We start from the raw sequence: 22,216 nt of genomic DNA on the forward strand, positions 1-22,216 counted from the left end.
GTGACGTCGAACGTTGAAGACGTCCTCGCGCTGACCCCTCTCCAGCAGGGCATGGTGTTCCACGCCCTGCTCGGCGAGGGTGTCGACGTCTACACCGTGCAGACCGTGCTGCACCTTTCGGCCGGCGTGGACGCGGATCGGCTGCGCACCGCCGCCGAGCAGCTGATGCGGCGTCACGCGGTGCTGCGCGCGTCGTTCCGCACGCAGTCCTCCGGCCAGTTCGTGCAGGTCGTGTTCCGTTCGGCGGACCTCCCGTGGCGCGAGACCGACTGCGCTGATCCCGAAGCGTTGCGGCGCCTGCTGGACGCGGACCGCACGGCGCCGTTCGACCTGGGCAGGCCGCCGCTGGTCCGCTTCACGCTGGCGCGCACCGCAACCGGTCCCGTGCTCGTCATCTCGGCGCACCACCTGCTGTGGGACGGCTGGTCCGCCCCTGTGCTCGTGCGCGAGCTGCTGACCCTGTACTCGGGCGGGGAACTGCCGCCCGTCCGGCCGTTCCGCGACTACCTGAGCTGGCTGTCCAAACAGGACACGGCAGCCGCCTCCCGTGCGTGGGCCGAAGCGCTCGCCGGACTGGACGGCGCCACGCTCGTCGCCTCGGACGCCGCGCCCTCCGGATTGCCCTCCTTCCTCGACACCGCACTCCCCGCCTCGACGACGGCCGCACTGACCCGCGTCGCCCGTGACCGCGGCCTCACCGTGAACTCCGTCGTGCAGGCGGCGTGGGCTCTCGTGCTGGGAGAGCAGACCGGCCGCGAGGACGTCGTCTTCGGCGCCACCGTCTCCGGCCGCCACCCCGACGTGCCCGGCGTCGAGTCGATCGTCGGCATGCTGATCAACACCGTGCCGGCCCGCATCCGCCTGTCCCCCGGCGAAACGCTCGCCGAGCTGGTCGCCCGCGTGCAGGCCGAGCAGGCCGCCCTGCTCGACCACCAGCACCTCGGCCTCGCGGACATCCAGAAGGCCGCCGGCCGGCAGGCGCTGTTCGACACGCTCCTGGTCTTCGAGAGCTACCCCGGCACCGACTTCGAGGACTCGTTGCTGACCGCGATCGAGTCGCAGGACGCCACGCACTACCCGCTGGCCCTGCTGGTCGTCCCCGGCGAGTCGCTGTCGCTGCGCTTCGCCCACGACCCGGCCCGCTTCCCCGCCGTCGACCGCGTCGCCGCGCGCCTGCGGGACGTGCTGGAGCGGTTCGCCGCCACCCCGGACCTGCTCGTGGCCCGCCTCGAACCGCTCTCCCCCGCCGAACTGCCGAACTCGACCGCGCACCCGGTGCCGGACACGACCCTGGTGGAGCTGTTCTCCCAGCAGGTCGCCCGCACCCCGGACGCCACCGCGGTGGTGTTCGGGGACTCGTCGCTGACCTACGCCGAACTGGACGCGCGAGTCGGGGAACTGGCCGGTCAGCTCGCGGCTCGTGGCGTGCGGCCCGGCTCGATCGTCGGCGTGCACCTGGACCGCTCGTTCGAACTGATCATCGCTTTGCACGCCGTTCAGCGCGCGGGCGCGGCCTACCTGCCGCTCGACCCGTCCTACCCGGCCGACCGCCTGGCGATGATGATCGAGGACGCCCAGCCCGTCGTGGTGCTGGAGCCGGGCCTGCTCGACGGCCCGACGGCTCCGGTGCGGCGGCCGACGCCTCGTGACACCGCGTACGTGATCTACACGTCCGGCTCCACCGGCCGCCCCAAGGGTGTCGTGGTGTCGCAGCGGTCGATCGTGAACCACCTGCTGTGGATGCAGGCCGAGTACCAGCTCACCGCGGACGACCGGGTGCTGCAGAAGACGCCGTCGTCGTTCGACATCTCGGTGTGGGAGTTCTTCTGGCCGCTCCTCACCGGCGCGGTGCTGGTCGTCGCCAAGCCGGAAGGCCACAAGGACCCGGCGTACCTGGCCGACCTGATCGACCGCGAGCGCATCACGACCATCCACTTCGTGCCGTCGATGTTCCGCGCGTTCGTCGAGTCCGGCGCCCGGCCCGAATCGTTGCAGCGCATCATCCTCGTCGGTGAGGCCCTGCCCTCCGATCTCGGCGGTGCGCTGCCGCACGTGCACAACCTCTACGGGCCAACGGAAGCGACCCTCCAGATCACGTACTGGCCCGCGTCGGCCGGCCTCGGCAACGGCACGGTGCCGATCGGTGTGCCGTGCTGGAACAGCCAGGTCCACGTGCTCGACCGGTACCTGCGCCCGGTCCCCGAGGGCGTGGCGGGCGAGCTGTACCTGGCGGGCGTCCAGCTCGCCGACGGGTACCTGAACCGGCCGGGCCTGACCGCCGGACGCTTCGTCGCCAGCCCTTTCGTTCCCGGAGAACGGCTCTACCGCACCGGTGACGTGGTGCGGTGGAACGGCGTGGCCCTGGAGTACCTGGGCCGGTCGGACGACCAGGTGAAGATCCGCGGCATCCGCGTGGAGATGGGCGAGATCGAGGCCGCCCTGATGGCGTTGCCAGGGGTGCGTGCGGCGGCGGCTCACGTGTTCGCCGAACGCCAGCAGCTCGTCGGGTACGTGGTCGGCGAAGGCCTCGGGGACGTCCGGCGTGCGCTGCGGGAGGTGCTGCCGGAGCAGCTGGTGCCGTCGGCGATCGTCGTGCTGGACGAGATGCCTCTGACGCCGAACGGCAAGCTGGACCGCAAGGCGCTGCCGTCGCCCGAGGTGGCGGAGTCCGCCGGGGAGGCGGCCCGCGACCCGCGCGAGCAGGTGCTGGCAGGGCTCTTCGCCGACGTGCTCGGTGTCGAGCGGGTCGGCCGGGACGACGACTTCTTCGCGCTGGGCGGGCATTCGCTCCTCGCGACGAAGCTGGTCAGCCGGATCCGCCGCACGCTGAACGCCGACCTGCGGATCCGCGCGGTGTTCGACGCGCCCACGGTCGCCCGGCTGGCCCGGTTGCTGGACGGCGGTTCCGAGCGTCCGGAGCTGACGGCTCGGCAACGGTCCGCGATCGTGCCGATGTCCGCGGCGCAACGCAGTCTGTGGTTCCTCCACCGGCTGGAGGGACCGGACGCCACGTACAACGTGCCGTTCGCGGCCCGGCTGACCGGACCGCTCGACGCCGACGCCCTGGACGCCGCGCTGAGCGACGTCGTGGCTCGGCACGAGTCACTGCGAACGCTGTTGTCCGACGAGGGCCAGCGCGTGCAGGACGCACCTGTCGTCGAGGCGGTTCGGCGATCCGGCCTGTCCGAGACCGAGTTCGTCGCGGCCGCCACGAGCCGGCCGTTCCTGCTCGACCAGGAGATCCCGTTCCGCGCCGAACTCCTGACCACCGGCCCCGAGGACCACGTCCTCACCCTCGTCGTGCACCACTCCGCGGCGGACGAGTGGTCGGCCCGCCCGTTGTTCCGCGACCTGGCCACCGCCTACGCGTCGCGGCGAGCGGGCGAGGCCCCGCAGTGGTCACCGCTACCGGTCCAGTACGCGGACTTCGCGCTGTGGCAGCAAGATCTCGTCACGGACGGTGAACGCGCGTACTGGGCGAAGAAGCTCGAAGGTCTCCCCGAGGAGATCGCACTGCCCGCCGACCGCCCGCGTCCTCGTGCGGCGACCCGCAAGGCGGGCAGCGTCACCGTCGAGTTCCCCCTGGGCCTCGCCGGCCGGATGCGCGCGCTGGGCCGCAAGCTCGGCGTCACCGAGCTGATGATCGGCCAGGCGGCCACCGCCGTCCTGCTGTCCGCGATGGGTGCGGGCGAGGACGTGCCGCTGGGCACCCCGGTCGCCGGTCGCACCGATGCCGCGCTGGACGAGCTCGTCGGGTACTTCGTCAACACGCTCGTGCTGCGCACCGACGTGTCCGGCAACCCGGCGTTCCGCGAGTTGCTGGCACGGGTGCGCGACGCCGACCTCGACGCGTTCTCGCACCAGGACCTGCCGTTCGAGCAGGTGGTCGACGCGCTCAGCCCGCCGCGGTCGCCGGGCAGGCACCCGCTCTTCCAGGTCATGGTGTCGCGCAGGGACGACGGCGCGACCGACCTCGCGCTGGCGGACCTCACCGCCGAGCCGATCGCCACCGGCATCACCGGGGCGAAGTTCGACCTGGCGTTCCACTTCGGCGACGACGACTGCGTGATCACCTACTCGGCCGACCGGTTCGAAAAGTCCACTGTGGACTCGCTGGCGTGCAGGCTCGTCAAGGTGCTCACGACGTTCGTCGCGAAGCCGGAGCAGCGGATCAGCACCGTCGACCTGCTCGACGACACCGAACGCGCCGTGCTCGACGGGTTCAACGACACTGCGGAGGAACGGCGGGCGACCACCCTCACCGCGCTGGTCGAGGAGCAGGTGGCCCGCACCCCGGACGTCGTCGCGGTCGAGTTCCACGAGCGGTCGCTGACCTACGCCGAGCTCAACGCCAGGGCCAACCACCTGGCCCGCCGGCTCCAGGAGGCGGGCGTCGGGCCGGAGCGCACGGTCGGCATGCACTGGGAGCGCTCGCTCGAACTGGTCGTCGGGCTGCTCGCCGTCGAGAAGGCGGGTGGTGCGTTCGTGCCGCTCGAGCCCTCGTGGCCGGCGCAGCGGATCGCCGAGGTCGCGGACAGCGCGCAGTTGACCGCCGTGCTGAGCGGGCCGTCGCACGACGAAACGGTGCAGGGCTTGAACGTCCCGGTGCTGCACGTCGACCTCGACGCCGAGGACCCGGCGAACCTCGACGTCGAGATCGAGCCGGAGAGCCTCGCGTACGTGATCTACACGTCCGGGTCGACCGGCACGCCCAAGGGCGCGATGATCCGGCACCGGGCCATCACGCACCGGCTGCTGTGGCAGCGGGAACTGCTCGGCTTCGGGCCGGGCGACGGCGGGTTGTTCAAGGCCCCGCTCGGGTTCGACATCTCGATCAACGAGGTGTTCCTGCCGCTCACCACCGGCGCCAAGCTCGTCATCGCCGAACCCGGCGGTGAGCGCGACATCGACTACCTGCTCGGGATCATCGAGCGGCACCGCGTCACCTACACCTACCTGCCGTCGTCGATCCTCGACCTGCTGATCGGCCTCCCGGACTTCGAGCGGCGCGGGCAGTCGCTCCAGCACGTCTGGTGCGGCGGCGAGGTGCTCACGCCGGAGCTGTTCGCGAGGTTCCGCACGGTCAGCGACGCCGTGATGTACCACGGCTACGGCCCGGCCGAGGCGACGATCGGCGTCAGCCACGTCGTGTACCGCGAGCCGAGCGCCATGCGCGGTGCGGTGTCGATCGGCCGCCCGAACGGCAACACGCGGTTGCACGTGCTCGACCCGAACCTGCGGCGAGTGCCCGTCGGCGTGCCCGGCGAGCTGTACGCCGGTGGCGTGTACCTGGGCCGCGGTTACATCAACGACCCGCGCCGCACGGCCGCCGCGTTCGTCGCCGATCCGTTCGGACCGCCCGGATCTCGCCTGTACCGCACCGGTGACCTGGCGCGCTGGTGCCCGGACGGCACGCTCGAGTTCCTCGGCCGCGCCGACAACCAGATCAAGATCCGCGGCATGCGGGTCGAGCTGGAGGAGATCGAGGCCGTCCTCGAACAGCACCCGGCCGTGCGCCGCGCGGTGGTGCTGCTGCGCGACAAGCGTCTCGTGGGCTACCACGTCGGGTCCGAAGCAGACGGTCTGGGCGACTGGCTGCGGACCCGCCTGCCCGACCACATGGTGCCGCAGCGGTTCCTGTTCCTGGACGAGTTCCCGCTGATGCCGTCGGGCAAGGTGAACCGCAAGGCGCTGCCGGAACCTCCCGCCGAGGAAAGCACAGGCAGGGACGCGGAGACTGCGGCGGAGAAGCTGCTGTGCGGGATCATGGCCGAGGTGCTGAAGGTCGAACGGGTCAGCCCGGACGACAACTTCTTCTCACTCGGCGGCGACAGCATCCTGTCCATCCAGTTCGTGGGCCGGGCGCGCGCGGCAGGCCTGCGGGTCTCGCCGCGCCAGGTCTTCGAGTTCCAGAACGCCGCCGCGCTGGCTCGGGTGGCCGGCGAACCGCCTGCCCCTCAGGACGAGGAACGCGCGCGCGGCGTGGGCGAGGTGCCGCTGACGCCGATCATCCGGTGGTGGGCGGCGTCCGGCGACGAGAAGATGGCTCAGTCCGCGTTGCTGCGCGTGCCTCCCGCCGACGGCCCGGAGCCGTTCGCCGAAGCCGTGAACGCGTTGCTGGAACACCACGACATGCTGCGCGCACGGTTCGCGGACGGCGTGCTCACCGTGCCGGTGAACGTGCCGGACGGGGTCTTCAGCCACGTCCGGGTGGACGGTGAGCTGGAACCGTTGGTGCGTCAGGAGTTCGAGCGCGTCTCGGCCGAGTTGGATCCGGCGGCGGGTGCGCTCGTGCGGGCGGTGTGGTTCGACCTCGGGCCGGCGACACCGGGCCGGTTGCTGCTGGTGATCCACCACCTCGCGGTGGACAGCGTGTCGTGGCGGGTGCTGGCGGGCGACCTGGAGCAGGCGTTCACGGCTCGGGCCGACGGCAACCCCGCCAAGCTCGACCCGGTGCCGACCTCGTTCCGCTGGTGGGCCCAGAACCTGCCCACTCCTCCCGAGTCCGAGCAGCGGTGGTGGGAGCAGCAGACCTTCCCCTCCACCGAACCGGTGCGTCCCGGCCCGACCGCCGGCTCCCGCACCGACGAGATCAGCGGCGACCTGGCGAGCGCACTTCTCCGCGAGGTGCCCGGTGCGTTCCGCGCCGGCGTGCAGGACGTGCTGCTGGCCGCGCTCGCGACCGCGCTGGGCAAGCCCGAGACCGTCGCGCTGGAAGGCCACGGCCGCGAGGAACACCTCGTGCCCGGCGCCGACCTGTCCCGCACGGTCGGCTGGTTCACCACCGTCTACCCCGTCGCGCTGGCACCGGCCGCCACGCCTGGCGAGACCCTCAAGCAGGTCAAGGAGAAGCTGCGGGCGGTGCCGGACAACGGCATCGGCTACGGACTCCTGCGGGGCGAGACGGACCCCGCGATCGGCTTCAACTACCTCGGCCGCTTCGACATCCCGGACGGCTACTGGGTGCCCGCGGCCGAACGGCTGCCGGAGCCTGCGCACCAGCACCGGCCGCTGGAGCTGACGGTCGTCACCGAGGACCGGGCGGACGGTCCGGTCGTCAGGGCGACCTGGTCGTGGACCGGTGCACACACCCAGTCCGAAGTGGACGGAATCGCCCGGACGTGGCGGACGGTGCTGGAGGCGCTCGTCGCGCAGGCGCGCGGCGGCGAGGTGTCGTCGCTGACGCCGTCGGACGTGCCGCTGGTGTCGTTGCAGCAGAAGCAGCTGGACAAGATCGCAGCGAAATGGCAGAAGAAGTGAGCGACCCGATCGAGGACGTGCTGCCGCTGTCACCGTTGCAGCAGGGCATGTTGTTCCACGCCCTGTACGACGAGTCGGCCGACGACGTCTACACCGCGCAGTTCGTGCTCGGCCTCAGCGGTGACGTCGACGCCGGCCGGTTGCACCGGGCGGCGCAGGCGTTGCTCGACCGGCACGCCAACCTCCGGGTCGCGCTCGTGCACGAGGACGTGGACGAGCCCGTCCAGGTCGTCCTGCGCGACGTCGAACTGCCGTGGGCGCGGCACGAGTTCACGGCCGCCGAATTCGCCGAGTTCCTCGAGCGCGACCGGACCACCAGGTTCGTCCTCGACGAGCCGCCGCTGCTGCGGATGACGCTGGTGAAGCTCGGCGAGCGGGACTTCCGGCTGGTGATCAGCAACCACCACGTGCTGCTCGACGGCTGGTCGCTGCCGCTGCTGGTGCGGGAACTCCTGGAGCTGTACCAGGGCGTCACGCCGCCCGCGCCCCGTCCGTACCGCGACTACCTGGCGTGGCTCGCGGCGCAGGACCGCGACGCCTCGGTCGCCGCGTGGCTCGACGCGATCGGCGACGTCGAGGGCCCGACGCTGCTCGCGCCGGCGGCACCGAAGGTTCCCGTCCGGCCGGGCAAGGTGCGGCTGGAGCTGACCGAGGAGCTGACCGCGCGGATCTACGCCCGCGCCCGCGAGCACGGTCTCACCGTCAACACCGTCGTCCAGGGTCTGTGGGGACTGCTGCTCGCACGGGCGGCCAACCGCGAGGACGTCCTGTTCGGCGCGACGGTGTCCGGCCGACCGGCCGGGCTGCCCGGTGTCGACGGCATGATCGGCCTGTTCATCAACACCGTGCCGGTCCGCGTGCGCATCCGCGGCACCGTGCTCGACGTGCTGCGGTCCGTGCAGACCGAGCAGGGCGCGTTGATGGAGCACCAGCACATCGGGCTGACCGAGGTGCAACGGGCCGTCGGCCAGGGCGACCTGTTCGACACGCTCGTGGTGTTCGAGAGCTACCCGGTCGACACCGACGCCGTCGCCGAACGGGAACGCGCCGCGGGCATCACGATCAGCCAGATCGAGGTGGACGACTCCACCCACTACCCGCTCACCCTCGCCGTCGGCGCCGAGGAACGGCTCACCGTCGTCTTCGAGTACCGGCCGGGCGTCTTCGACGAGGCGTGGGCGCACACGCTCGCCGACCGGTTCCGGCGCGCTGCCGAAGTGTTCGCCGACGAGCCCGGCATCGACGTGCGGCACGTGGAGTTGTTGAGCGGCAACGAGATCACCGCGCTCCGCGAGTGGGGCACCGGCAAGGCTCTCGACACCGGGGACACCCTCGCCGAGGTGCTGGCGGAGCAGGCCCGCCGCACGCCGGACGCGACGGCGATCGTGGCGGGCGAGCGCAGGCTGACGTTCCGCCAGTGGAACGAGCACGCGAACCAGGTCGCCCGCAGGCTGATCGAGGCCGGCGCCGGACCGGAGAAGATCGTCGCACTGCTCCTGCCGCCCGGCCCGGACGTGCTGGTGGCGCTCGCGGCGGCGTTCAAGGCGGGCGCGGCGTACCTGCCGCTCGACCCGGACTGGCCGGCCGAGCGCATCGACTTCATGCTCCGCGACGCCGATCCCGCGATCGTGCTGACCAGCCTGCCCGACGTCACCGGCGTGCCGGGTGACGACCTGGAGCCGATCGCCCGGCCGGAGCACCCCGCGTACGTGATCTACACGTCCGGGTCCACCGGCGCCCCCAAGGCGGTCGTGGTGCCGCACCGGGCGATCGCCAACCTGTTGGTCAGCCACCGCACCGACCTGTTCGACCCCGCTCAGGAGCGGATCGGGCGGCCGTTGCGGGTCGCGCACGCGTGGCCGATGGCGTTCGACGCCTCCTGGCAACCGATGCTGTGGATGTTCGCCGGACACGAGCTGCACCTGGTGCCCGCCGACACCCGGCGCGACGCCGACCTGCTGCGGAGTTTCCTGGCCGACAACGAGATCGAGTTCGTCGAACTGTCGCCGTCGCTGCTCGCGCAGGTCGCGTCCGAACCCGGCTGGCGCGGCGCGCTGAAGGTGCTCGGTGTCGGTGGTGAGGCGGTGCCGTTGCCGTTGTGGCGCTCGCTGCGCGCGGAACCGGACCTCGCGATCTACAACCTCTACGGCCCGACGGAGTGCACCGTCGACTCGGCGGCCTGCGACTTCGACCGCACCGAGAACCCGTGCATCGGGTCGCCGGTCGGCAACGCGCACGCATATGTGCTCGACCGCGGCCTGCGACCGTGCCCGCCCGGGGTCGAGGGCGAGCTGTACATCGCGGGCGCCGGCCTGGCCCGCGGCTACCTCAATCGTCCCGGCACGACCGCCGAACGGTTCGTCGCGGACCCGTTCGGCGCACCCGGCACCCGCATGTACCGCACCGGTGACGTGGCGCGCTGGAACGCCGAGGGCCTGATCGAACTGCTGGGCCGCGTCGACGACCAGGTGAAGATCCGCGGGTTCCGCATCGAGCCCGGTGAGATCGAGGCCGTGCTGCTGCGCGACGAACGCGTCCGGCGGGCGGTGGTCATTGCCCGCGAGGACGTGCCGGGGGTGAAGCGGCTCGTGGCGTACGTCGTGGCGAGCGGCACGGAGGGCCTGCGCGAACACTGCGCCGCGGCGCTGCCCGAGCACATGGTGCCGGCGGCGGTCGTGCGCGTCGACTCGTTCCCGTTGACCCGCAACGACAAGCTCGACGTGAAGGCGCTGCCCGCACCGGACTGGACGGCGACGTCGTCCCGGCCACCCGCGACCGTGCGGGAGAAGCAGATCGCGGAGCTCTTCGCCGAGGTGCTGGGCCTGCCGGCGGTCGGGGCCGACGACAGCTTCTTCGCCCTCGGCGGCGATTCCATCGTGTCGATGCGGCTGGTGAGCAAGGCACGCGGTGCCGGGCTCTCGTTCAGCCCGCGTGACGTGTTCGAGCAGAGGACCGTGGCCGCGCTGGCAGCCGTCGTCCGCGAGGCCGTCCAGTCCGGGGAGTCGGACGGCGTCGGCGAGGTTCCGCTGACCCCGATGCTGCACTGGCTGGGCGACAACGCGCCGTACGACCGGCTCAGCCAGGCCCGCCTGCTCTGCACGCCCGCCGAGCTGACCGAGTCGCGGCTGGTGGACCTGGTGCGGGCGCTGCTCGACCGGCACGACGTGCTGCGGGCGCGGTTCGACGGCACCTTCACCGTGCCGCCACAGGGCAGCGTGACGCCCGCTGTGCGACGGATCGACGCGACCTCGTTGTCCTACAACGACATCGCCGAGCTGCTGCCGTCGGTGATGGAAGGGGAGCTGGCCGAACTGCGGCCCGCGACCGGTGACATGACGCGGTTCGTGTGGTTCGACTGCGGCGACCGGCAGGGCCGCTTGCTCGTGCTGCTGCACCACCTCGTCGTCGACGGCGCTTCGTGGGGTGTGCTGGTGCCCGAACTGGCCGACCTGTGGGACGGCCGGGAGCTGCCCCCGGTCGGCACGTCGTTCCGCGAGTGGGCCACCGGACTGCAGGAAGCCGCACGCGCGAAGGCGCCGGAGCTGCCGTTGTGGCGGGAGGTGCTCTCCGGCCCGGATCCGTTGCTCGGCACCCGCAGGCTCGACCCGGCGGTGGACATGCGCGCCACGATGCGCGCCACCCGCACGTTCCTCGACGACAAGACCACCGAGGCCTTGCTGACGCGAGTGCCCGCGCGGCACGGCGTCACGGTCGACGACGTCCTGCTGTCCGGTCTGGCGCACGCGGTCTCCCGCTGGCGCGACGCGTCCGGCACCTCGCTGCTGCTGGCATTGGAGGGCCACGGGCGTGAGGAACAGGTCGTGCCCGGCGCCGACCTGTCCGGCACGGTCGGCTGGTTCACCAGCGTCTACCCGGTGCGCGTCGATCCCGGCGACCTCGCCGCAGACGTCCACAAGGGACTGAAGCGGGTCAACGAGCAGCTCTCGGTGCCGGACAAGGGCATCGGTCACGGCCTGCTGCGGTACCTCAACCCGGAGACCGCGGCCGAGCTGGCGCGGCTGCCGGAGCCGCAGCTGGAGTTCAACTACCTCGGCAGGTTGACCATCGGCGAACGCGACGGCGAGTCGTGGACCGGTGCGCCCGAGGTGGGCGCGATGGGTGGCGGGGTCGACGACGCCGCACCCGCCCCGTACTGCCTGGTGCTCAACGTGCTGGTGCGCGGGTCGGCCCTGGAGGCCGACTGGCAGTGGCCCGCCGCGCTGTTCAGCGAAGACCGCATCCATGAGCTGTCGCGTGAGTGGTTCGCCGCGTTGACGCTGATCGCGAAGGAGACCCCCGGTGAGTGACCTTGCCGCCCGCAAGCGTGAGCTGCTGCGCCGCAGGCTGGCCGAGGCCGGTCTCGCGAACACGGCGCAGATCCCCAAGCGGGACAGCGACGACGACCTGCCGTTGTCGTACGCGCAGTCGCGCATGTGGTTCCTGCAGCAGATCGCCCCGAACAGCCCCGCCTACAACGTGTGCCTCGCGATCGACCTGCGCGGCCCGCTCGACACGGCGGCGCTGCACCGGTCGTTCCAGCGACTGGTGGAACGGCACGAGATCCTGCGCACCCGCTACACCGAGGGCGCCGGCGGCGAACCGCGCCAGGTGGTGGACAAGTTCGCCGTGGTGACCATGCCGGAGTCCGACCTGCGCGGGCTCGACGCCCTGGAGCGGGACGGCGCGGTCGCGCGGATCGCCCGCGAGGAGTCCGGGTACGTCTTCGACCTGCGCCGCGACCACCCGTTGCGGCTGCGGCTGTTGCGGCGCGGCGAGGACGACAACGTGCTCGTGCTGACCGTGCACCACATCGCCTGGGACGGCTTCACGTTCAACACCCTGTCCCGCGACCTCTCGGCGCTGTACCGGGAGGACACGACGGGCCGTCCGGCCGCGCTCGACCCGCTGCCCGTCCAGTACGCGGACTTCGCGGTGTGGCAGCGCAGGACGCTGGACGACGCGAAGATCACCCGCGAGGTGGAGCACTGGCGGCGCGCGCTGGACCCGATGCCGGAGAACCTGCCGCTGCCCACGGACCTGCCGAGGCCGGCGGTGCGGTCGGACCGGGGTGACCGGAGGTTCCGCACGTTCGCGCCGCGCGTCACCGAACTGGTCGGCGAGTTCGCGCAGACCCGTGGTGTCACACCGTTCATGGTGGTGTTCGCGGCCTACGCGAGCCTGCTCGGCCGGTACACCGGTGCGACCGACGTGCCGATCGGCTCGGCGTCGATGAACCGGGACGCGGGCGAGGTCGAGAAGCTGATCGGCAACTTCGGCAACACCCTGGTGCTGCGCGCCGACCTGACCGGCGACCCGACGTTCGCCGAGCTGGTGGCGCGCGTGCAGAAGGTGTGCACCGAGGGGTACGCGCACCAGGACCTGCCGTTCGACCTGCTCGTCGAACGCCTCCGCCCGCCGCGCGTGCCCGGCCGTTCGGTGCTGTTCGACGTGATGCTGCTGTTCTTGGCACAGGGCCTGCAGGGCTTCGACCTGCCCGGTGTGCAGGCCACCTGGGAGACCGTGCACAACGACACGACCCAGTTCGACCTCGCGCTGGAGGCGTTCGTCACCGGCGGGCAGATGCGCGTCGAGGCCACGTTCTCCACCGAGCTGTTCGCCCACGCGACGATCGACAGGTTCCTCGCGCACCTGGAGAACCTGCTCACCGCGGCACTCGCCGACCCGTCGGCAAGGCTGAGCGCTCTGGACTTCCTCGCGGAGGGCGAACGTTCGCAGCTCGTCGGCGCCCAGGTCGACGTGCCGGACACAACGCTGGTGGAGCTGTTCGCGCAGCAGGTCTCGCGGACCCCGGACGCCACCGCGGTGGTGTTCGAGGGCTCGTCGCTGACCTACGCCGAACTGGACGCGCGGGTCACCGAACTGGCCGGACAGCTGGCGGCTCGCGGTGTCGCGCCCGGCTCGATCGTCGGCGTGCACCTGGACCGGTCGCTGGAGCTGATCGTCGCGCTGTACGCGATTCAACGGGCTGGCGCGGCCTACCTACCGCTCGACCCGTCGTACCCGGCTGACCGCCTCGCGATGATGATTGAGGACGCCCAGCCCGCCGTGGTCCTCGAACCGGGCCTGCTCGACGGTTCCACGGCCGAGGTCGTCGCGCCCGCACCTGGTGACGCGGCCTACGTGATCTACACGTCCGGCTCCACCGGCCGTCCCAAGGGTGTTGTGGTTTCGCACCGGGCGATCGTGAACCGGTTGCTGTGGATGCAGGACGAGTACGGGCTGACGGCCGAAGACCGGGTCCTGCAGAAGACACCGTCGTCGTTCGACGTCTCGGTGTGGGAGTTCTTCTGGCCCCTCATCACCGGTGCCACCCTCGTCGTCGCGAAGCCGGAAGGCCACAAGGACCCCGCCTACCTCGCCGATCTCATCGAGCGTTCCAGCGTCACGACCGTCCACTTCGTACCGTCGATGCTGCGCGCGTTCGTCGAGTCCGGCGGCCGGCCGAAGTCCCTGAAGCGGGTCATCTGCAGCGGCGAGGCACTGCCGTCCGACCTCGGCCACGCACTCCCGCACGTCCACAACCTCTACGGCCCCACCGAAGCAGCCGTCGACGTCACCTACTGGCCAGCCTCCGCCGGTGTCGGCACCGGCACCGTGCCGATCGGCCTCCCGGTCTGGAACACGCAGACGTACGTGCTCGACCGGTTCCTCGAGCCGGTCGCGCCCGGTGTCGCCGGAGAGCTCTACCTCGGCGGTGTGCAGCTGGCCGAGGGTTACCTGAACCGGCCCGGCCTCACCGCCTCGCGGTTCGTCGCGAACCCGTTCGGCACAGGCCGGCTCTACCGCACGGGCGACCTGGTCAGGTGGACCGGGCACGCGCTCGAGTACCTGGGCCGCACCGACGACCAGGTCAAGATCCGCGGTTTCCGCGTCGAGCTCGGCGAGATCGAGGCGGCGCTGACGGCGTTGCCGGAGGTCGTGAGCGCGGGCGTGGTGGCACGGACCGAGCGTCAACAGCTCGTCGGCTACGTCGTGCTCCGCGACGGCGCGGACGTGTCCGAGATCCGGCAGAAGCTCGCCGCCGGGATGCCCGAGCACCTGGTGCCGTCGGTGATCGTCGAGATCGACGAACTCCCGCTGTCTCCCAGCGGCAAGCTCGACCGCCGGGCACTGCCCGAACCCGAGCTCACCGCCCTGTCCGAAGAGCCTGCGACACCCCGTGAGCAGGCGGTCGCCCTGCTGTTCGCCGAACTGCTCGGCGTCGAACGGGTCGGCCGCCACGACGACTTCTTCGCACTCGGCGGGCACTCGCTGCTCGCCACCCGGCTCGTCGGCCGGGTGCGTTCCGACCTGGGCGCGGAGATCGCGATCGGTGAGGTCTTCGAGGCACCGACGGTCGCGGGACTCGCCGGCCTGCTGGACTCCACCGGCCGCAGGCGCCCCGTGCTCGCCCCGATGCCGAGGCCGCGGCGGATCCCGCTGTCGTCGGCGCAGCAACGGTTGTGGTTCCTATACCGGCTGGAGGGGCCGAGCGCGACCTACAACGTGCCGTTCGCGGTGCGCATCGACGGCCCGCTGGACACCGACGCGCTGAACCTCGCACTCGCGGACGTGGCGCGGCGGCACGAGGTGCTGCGCACCATCTACCCCGAGTTCGAGGGCAAGCCGTACCAGCAGGTGCTCGACGTCCTGCCGTCGCTGAAGCACGGCGAGGGCTCGCCTCGCGAAGCGGCCGCCAGGGCGTTCGAACTCGACCGCGAACCGCCGTTCGAGGCCACGCTGTACCGAGTGGGCGACCACGCCCACGTTCTTTCGCTGCTGGCACACCACATCGCGAGCGACGGCTGGTCGTCCGAACGTCTCGTCGCGGACCTGACCACGGCCTACCACGAACGGTCGCGCGGCCGCACGCCCACGTGGGCACCGCTGCCCGTGCAGTACGCGGACTACGCGTTGTGGCAACGGGATCTGCTCACCAGCCTCGCGGACGAACAGCTCGCCTACTGGACGCGACAGCTCGCCGACCTGCCGGAGGAGATCAGCCTCCCCGCAGACCGGCCCCGTCCGGTCGAGGCGACGTACGCGGGTGACGCCGTCGCGTTCCGCATCGCCCCGGAGACCCACCGCGCGCTGGCGAACCTCGTCCAGCAGTCCGGCGGCACGGTGTTCATGGCCGTGCAGGCGGCCGTCGCGACGCTGCTCGCCCTGGTCGGCGCGGGCGACGACATCCCGCTCGGCGTGCCGGTGGCGGGCCGGACGGACACGGCCCTCGACGGTCTCGCCGGGTTCTTCGTGAACAACCTGGTGCTGCGCACGGACCTCAGCGGCGACCCGACGTTCCGGCAGGTGCTGGACCGGGTGCGGCGCACGGACCTGGAGGCGTACGCGCACCAGGACCTGCCGTTCGAGCGGATCGTGGAGGCGCTCAACCCGGCACGGCAGTTCGGCAGGCACCCGTTGTTCCAGGTGATGCTCGCGTTCCAGCGCGCGTCCGGCGGACCTGTGCCGTTCGGCGCGGCTTCCCTGCGCGAGGAGCACGTCGACTTCTACACCGCGCGGCTCGACCTGTCGTTCCACCTGTTCGAGCGCTCCGACGCGGGCGGGCTCGACGGCTGGCTGGTCTACAGCGGGGACAGGTTCGATCGGTCCACTGTGGACGGTCTGGTGGCGCGGTTCGTGCAGCTGGTCGACGGGCTCGTCGCCAACCCGGACCGGCCGTTGTCGAGGGCGTCCGTGCTCACGTCCGGTGAGCGCGAGGCGTTGCTCGGACGCACCACCGACCACGACGTGCCGGACACGACGCTGGTGGAGCTGTTCTCGCAGCAGGTCTCGCGGACGCCGGACGCCACCGCGGTGGTGTTCGAAGGCTCGTCGCTGACCTACGCCGAGCTGGACGCCCGAGTTTCCGAGCTGGCCGGTCGCTTGGCGGCGCAGGGAGTTCGCCCCGGCTCGATCGTCGGCGTACACCTCGACCGGTCGCTCGACCTGATCGTCGCGCTGTACGCGATCCAACGGGCCGGTGCCGCCTACCTGCCGCTCGACCCGTCGTACCCGGCCGACCGCCTCGCGATGATGATCGAGGACGCCCAGCCCGTCGTGGTGCTGGAACCAGGTCTGCTCGACGGTCCCGCAGCCGAGGTCGTCACCCCTGCACCGGGCGATGCGGCGTACGTGATCTACACGTCCGGTTCCACCGGCCGTCCCAAGGGCGTCGTCGTCTCCCACCGCGCGATCGTGAACCGGTTGCTGTGGATGCAGGACGAATACGGCCTCACCGCCGAAGACCGCGTCCTGCAGAAGACGCCGTCATCGTTCGACGTCTCGGTGTGGGAGTTCTTCTGGCCGCTGATCACCGGCGCGACCCTGGTGGTCGCCAAGCCCGACGGCCACAAGGACCCCGCCTACCTCGCGGAACTCATCGACCGCGAGAACGTCACCACCGTCCACTTCGTACCGTCGATGCTCCGGGCGTTCGTCGAATCGGGCGCACGGCCGGAGTCCCTTAAGCGCGTGATCTGCAGCGGTGAGGCACTGCCGTCCGACCTCGGACGGGCTCTGCCGCACGTGCACAACCTCTACGGCCCAACGGAAGCAGCCGTCGACGTCACGTACTGGGACACGACCGAAGGCGTCGGCGACGGCACGGTGCCGATCGGCCGGCCCGTCTGGAACACCCGGGTGTACGTGCTCGACCAGCACCTGCGCCTCGTCCCGCCCGGCGTCCCGGGAGAGCTCTACCTCGCGGGCGTGCAGCTCGCCGAGGGCTACCTGAACCGGCCCGCGCTGACCGCCTCGCGGTTCGTCGCCAGCCCGTTCGACGCGGGACAGCGGCTCTACCGCACCGGCGACCTGGTGAAGTGGACCGGAGACGCGCTGGAGTACCTGGGCCGCACCGACGACCAGGTCAAGATCCGCGGCTTCCGCGTCGAGCTCGGCGAGATCGAGGTCGCGGTCGCGAAGGTCGCCGGCGTCCGGCAGGCCGCCGTGGTGGTGCGGGACGACCGGCTCGTCGGCTACGTCGTCGGCGACGCGGCACCGGACGCGATCCGCACCGAACTGGCCCGTGACCTGCCCGATCACATGCTCCCGGCCGCGCTGGTGCCGTTGACCGAGCTGCCGCTCACGCCGAGCGGCAAGCTCGACCGCAACGCGTTGCCCGCGCCGGACTTCGCCGCGCTCACCGGGGACGCCAAGCCCGCCGACGAGCGGGAAGCCGTGCTGTGCGGGCTGTTCGCCGAGGTGCTCGGGCTGCCGGAGGTCGGCGCGCAGGACAGCTTCTTCACGCTCGGCGGCGACAGCATCCTGTCCGTCCAGCTGGTCAGCCGCGCCCGCAAGGCAGGTGTGGTGATCACCCCGAGGCAGGTGTTCGAGCACCGCACCCCGGCCGCGCTGGCCACGGTGATCTCCGCACCCGCGCGCACGGCCGACGACGAGCCGGTGGGCCTGGTCGAGCCGACGCCGATCATGCGCTGGACCCGTGGCGGTCTCGCGCAGGCGATGCTGCTGGTCGCGCCGGAGGGCCTGACGCACGACGCGCTGGTGCGAACCGTGCAGGCCGTGCTGGACCGGCACGACGTGCTGCGTTCCCGTTGGGACGGAACGACTCTGGAAGTGCCCGCGGAGTCGTTCGACGCGGCCGAGGTCGTCCGCCGGGCCGAAAGCGACCTGGACACCGAGCTGGCCGCGGCCCGCGAACGCCTCACGGCCGACCGGATGGTCCAGGTCGTGTGGTTCGACGACCGCGTGCTGATCGTCGCCGACCACCTGGTCGTCGACGGTGTGTCGTGGCGGATCCTGATGGACGACCTCGCCGAGGCGTGGGCGGGACGTGAGCTCGCGCGGACCGGCACGTCGTTCCGGCGCTGGTCGCAGTTGCTCGCCGAGCAGCAACGCGGCGGCGAGACCGGCATGTGGCGGGACGTGCTCGAGGGCGCGGACACCGTGCTGCCGCTGGGGGGAGAGCAGCTCCTCACCGAGTTCACCGTGCCGTTGCCCGATTCCGGCGGTGTCCGGGAGCTGCTGCTGGCCGCGCTTGCCCGGGCCTTGGAAACGTGGCGCGGCCGCAGCGGCGACGTCGTGGTGGCGGTCGAGGGTCACGGCCGGGAGGAGCAGATCGCCCCCGGTGCTGACCTGTCCGCCACGGTCGGCTGGTTCACGACGATCCACCCGGTGCGGTTGCGGCCGGGCATCCGGGTGCGCGACATCGCCGAGCAGCTGGACGCGTTCCCCGACCACGGGCTCGGCTACGGCCTGGTCCGGCCGTTCGCGGGGCTGCGCGAGCCCACGATCGTCGTCAACTACCACGGCCGGTTGCGCGAGGGTTCAGGCGCGCCGTGGACGGTGGCACCTGAGGCACCGGTGCTGCGGGTACCGCCGAAGACACCTCACTGGGCGTTGGAGGTGAACGCCGTCGCCGTCGGCACCACGTTGCGCGTCGAGGTGACGGGCCCGGACGAGCCGGGGCTGGTCGGGAAGTTCCGCGCGGAGCTGGCGGGCAGCGCGCCGACGGCGATCGACACGTCCTTCGTGGACGTTTCGGCAGAAGACATCGACGAGTTCGAAGTGGAGCTGGGCACGTGGTGAGTCAGCAGCCGACAGCGGGGGAACTCCTGCGCGAGGTCACCGACCTGTTGGGGCCGGAGGCGGCCGGGCTGTCGGAGAACGACAGCCTGATCGAGTGGGGCCTCGACTCCATCCAGCTCATGCAGGTGGCGAACAAGTGGCGGCGCGGCGGGGTGAAGGTGCCGTTCGCGTTGCTGGCGAAGAACCCGACCCTCGCGGACTGGCGGAAGATCCTCGCCGACGCCGCCGGTGTCGCGCCCGAACCGGAGGTGCGGGTCGAGGTCGACGAGAGCGCACCGTTCCCGCTCGCGTTGATGCAGCACGCGTACTGGATCGGCCGTGACGAGGAGGCCACGCTCGGCTCGGTCGCCGCGCACCTCTACGTCGAGTTCGACGGGCCCGACCTGGACCCGACGCGGCTCACGACGGCGGTGCGCAAGCTCGTCGCCCGGCACGGCATGCTGCGCGCGGAGTTCGGTGACAACGGGAAGCAGCGCATCCTGCCCGACCGCCGCCAGGACCCGCTGACCGTGCACGACCTGCGTTCTATGGACGAAGACGCGGTGGCGCAACGACTCGAGGAGCTGCGGGACGCCTCGTCGCACGCGCGCCTGGACGTGGCGCACGGTGAGGTCTTCCACGTGGCGCTGAGCCGGCTGCCCGGCGGCAAGGCACGGCTGCACGTCGACGTCGACATGCTGGCCGCGGACGCGCTGAGCTACCGCGTGCTGCTGGCCGACCTGGCGCGGTTCTACGACGAGCCGGACCACGTGCCCGCGCCGATCGCCTACAGCTACCCGCGCTACCTCGCCGAGCGCGAGCTGAGCCGCAAGGCCGAGCAGGAGGCCGCGCGGGAGTGGTGGCAGCACCGGGTCTCCGAGCTGCCGACCGCGCCGGACCTGCCGCTGGTGCCCGAGTCCGAGCGTGCGGACGCGTCCCGCGTGACCCGGCGCCACCACTGGCTCGCCCCGGAGGACCGCAAGCGCCTCGCCGCCCGTGCGCACGAGCACGGCCTCACCCCGGCGATGGTGGTGGCGGCCGCGTTCGCCGAGACGCTGTCGGCGTGGAGCGCGCAGCCGCGGTTCCTGATGAACCTGCCGATGTTCGACCGCCAGAGCGACCACCCCGACGTGGACAAGCTCGTCGGCGACTTCACCAGCTCCGTGCTGCTGGAGGTCGACCTGAGCGAGGAAGCGCCGTTCGTGACGCACGCACGGGCGTTGCAGGCCCGGATGCACGAGGACGCGTCGCACGCGGCCTACTCGGGTGTCGAGGTGCTGCGCGACCTGTCGCGGCACCACGGTGAGCAGGTGCTGGCGCCGATCGTCTTCACGAGTGCGCTGAACCTCGGCGAGCTGTTCGACGCCCGCGTCCGCCGGTGCTTCGGCGAGGCGGTGTGGATCGTCTCGCAGGGCCCGCAGGTGCTGCTGGACGCGCAGATCACCGAGGTCAACGAGGGCCTGCTGATCAACTGGGACGTGCGCGAGCACGCGTTCCCCGAGGGCGTGATCGACGCGATGTTCGCGGCGTTCCGCGACCTCGTCACGAACCTGGGCCAGCGCGACGACGTGTGGGAGCGTCCGGCTGGAGGCGCGCTGCCTTCTTCCCAGCTGGAGGTCCGTGCCGCCGCCAACGCGACCGACGGCCCGCGCAGTGGTGCGTTGCTGCACGACGGCTTCTTCGCGCTGGCGAAGGAGACGCCGGACGCGCCTGCGTTGCTGTGGGGCCGTGACGGCGTGCTGACCTACGGCGAACTGGCCGACAAGGCCCTGCGCATCGCGGGATCGTTGGTGGCTCAGGGGGTTCAGCCGGGCGACCTGGTCGGCGTGAGCCAGCGCAAGGGTCCCGAGCAGGTCGCTTCAGCCATCGGTGTGCTGGCCGCGGGTGCCGGGTACGTGCCGATCGGCGTCGACCAGCCTGCCGCGCGGGCCGAGCGGATCCGGCGCATCGCGGGTGTCGAGCACGTGCTGACGTCGTGGGAGACCACGGCCGAACCGCTGGCTTCGCCCGTGAGCGTGCCCGAGGAGAACATCGCGTACGTGCTGTTCACCTCCGGCTCCACCGGTGAGCCGAAGGGTGTCGAGGTGCCGCACCGCGCCGCGATGAACACCATCGACGACCTGAACGTGCGCTTCGGCATCGGCCCGTCCGACCGCTGCCTCGCCGTGTCGGCACTGGAGTTCGACCTCTCCGTCTACGACGTGTTCGGCCTGCTTTCCGCCGGTGGCGCTGTCGTTCTCGTCGAGGAGGACGACCGCAAGGACGCCCGCCAGTGGGTCGAGCTGGCCGCCACCCGTGGCGTGACGCTGGTGAACTGCGTGCCCGCGTTGCTCGACATGCTGCTCGTGACCGCACGGCCCGGCGAGCTCTCCGGCCTGCGCACCGTGCTGCTGGGCGGTGACTGGGTGGGCACGGACCTGCCCGGCCGGACGTTCGAGCAGTCGCCGTCCTGCCGGTTCGCTGGCCTCGGCGGCACTACCGAGACGGCGATCCACTCGACGGTGTGCGAAGTGCGGGAAGTGGCGCCGTCGTGGCGCTCGGTGCCCTACGGCACGCCGCTGCGCAACGTCGCGTGCCGAGTCGTGGACGTGCGCGGCCGCGACTGCCCGGACTGGGTCACCGGTGAACTGTGGATCGGCGGCGATGGCGTGGCCCACGGCTACCGCGCTGATCCGGAGCGCACCGCGGACAGGTTCGTCACGCACGAGGGACGCCGCTGGTACCGCACGGGCGACCTGGCGCGGTACTGGCCGGACGGCACGCTGGAGTTCCTGGGCCGCCGCGACCACCAGGTGAAGGTGCGCGGCATGCGCATCGAGCTGGGTGAGGTCGAGGCCGCGCTGGCCGAGTTCTCCGGTGTCCGGCGAGGCGTGGCGGGCGTCGTGGGCACGCAGCTCGTCGCCGCCGTCGCCGGTGAGGTGGACGGCGAGGAGGTCCGCGAGTTCGTGCGCACCCTGCTGCCACCGCACATGGTCCCGACGCGGGTGGTCGTGCTGGACGCGATGCCGTTGACCGCCAACGGGAAGGTCGACCGCAAGGCCGTCGCCGCGCACTGGGCGAGCGAGGCGGACACCTACGTCGCGCCGGTCTCCGCGCTGGAGCAGGTGCTGGCGAAGATCTGGGCCGAGGTGCTCGGCGTCGAACGGGTCGGCCTCGACGACGCGTTCTTCGCGCTGGGCGGCGACTCGGTGCTGGCGACGATGATCGTCGGCCGCCTGCGGGAGGCGCTGGACACGTCGGAGGTGACGGTGCGGACGCTGTTCGCGACGCTGACCGTGGGCGCGATGGCGGCCAGGATGCAGGCCGACGAGCCGGTGCCCGGCAGGCTCGGCCAGGTCGCGGAGATCTACCTGGAGATCGACGCGATGACCGAGGAGGAACTGGCGCTGTAGACGCCGAAAGGGCGTGCATCCCGCGGGATGCACGCCCTTTT

General features: G+C 71.6%; 4 protein-coding genes. All 4 read left to right on the forward strand.

Annotated elements, in window-relative coordinates; translation table 11 throughout:
• The 4 genes from IEY88_RS20765 to IEY88_RS20780 are packed head-to-tail and all read left to right on the forward strand — an operon-like array spanning position 1 to position 22,175.
• Positions 1-7,260: a non-ribosomal peptide synthetase gene (locus tag IEY88_RS20765; protein ID WP_189156432.1), complete on the forward strand. Its 7,260-nt coding sequence runs from the start codon at positions 1-3 to the stop codon at positions 7,258-7,260.
• Positions 7,245-11,567, forward strand: coding sequence for a non-ribosomal peptide synthetase (locus IEY88_RS20770; protein ID WP_189156433.1), 4,323 nt, complete (start codon positions 7,245-7,247; stop codon positions 11,565-11,567). Before IEY88_RS20765 ends, IEY88_RS20770 begins: the two co-directional genes overlap by 16 nt.
• Entirely contained in the window at positions 11,560-18,804 is a 7,245-nt protein-coding gene (locus IEY88_RS20775; RefSeq protein WP_189156434.1) for a non-ribosomal peptide synthetase, read from the forward strand. The genes IEY88_RS20770 and IEY88_RS20775 overlap by 8 nt, the downstream gene beginning before the upstream one ends.
• A complete protein-coding gene (locus IEY88_RS20780; RefSeq protein WP_189156435.1) occupies positions 18,798-22,175 on the forward strand; it encodes a non-ribosomal peptide synthetase in 3,378 nt (1,125 codons plus the stop codon). Before IEY88_RS20775 ends, IEY88_RS20780 begins: the two co-directional genes overlap by 7 nt.
• Positions 22,176-22,216: the final 41 nt, after the last annotated feature.

The sequence above is a fragment of the Lentzea pudingi genome, from assembly GCF_014646255.1.
GTDB classification, from domain to species: domain Bacteria; phylum Actinomycetota; class Actinomycetes; order Mycobacteriales; family Pseudonocardiaceae; genus Lentzea; species Lentzea pudingi.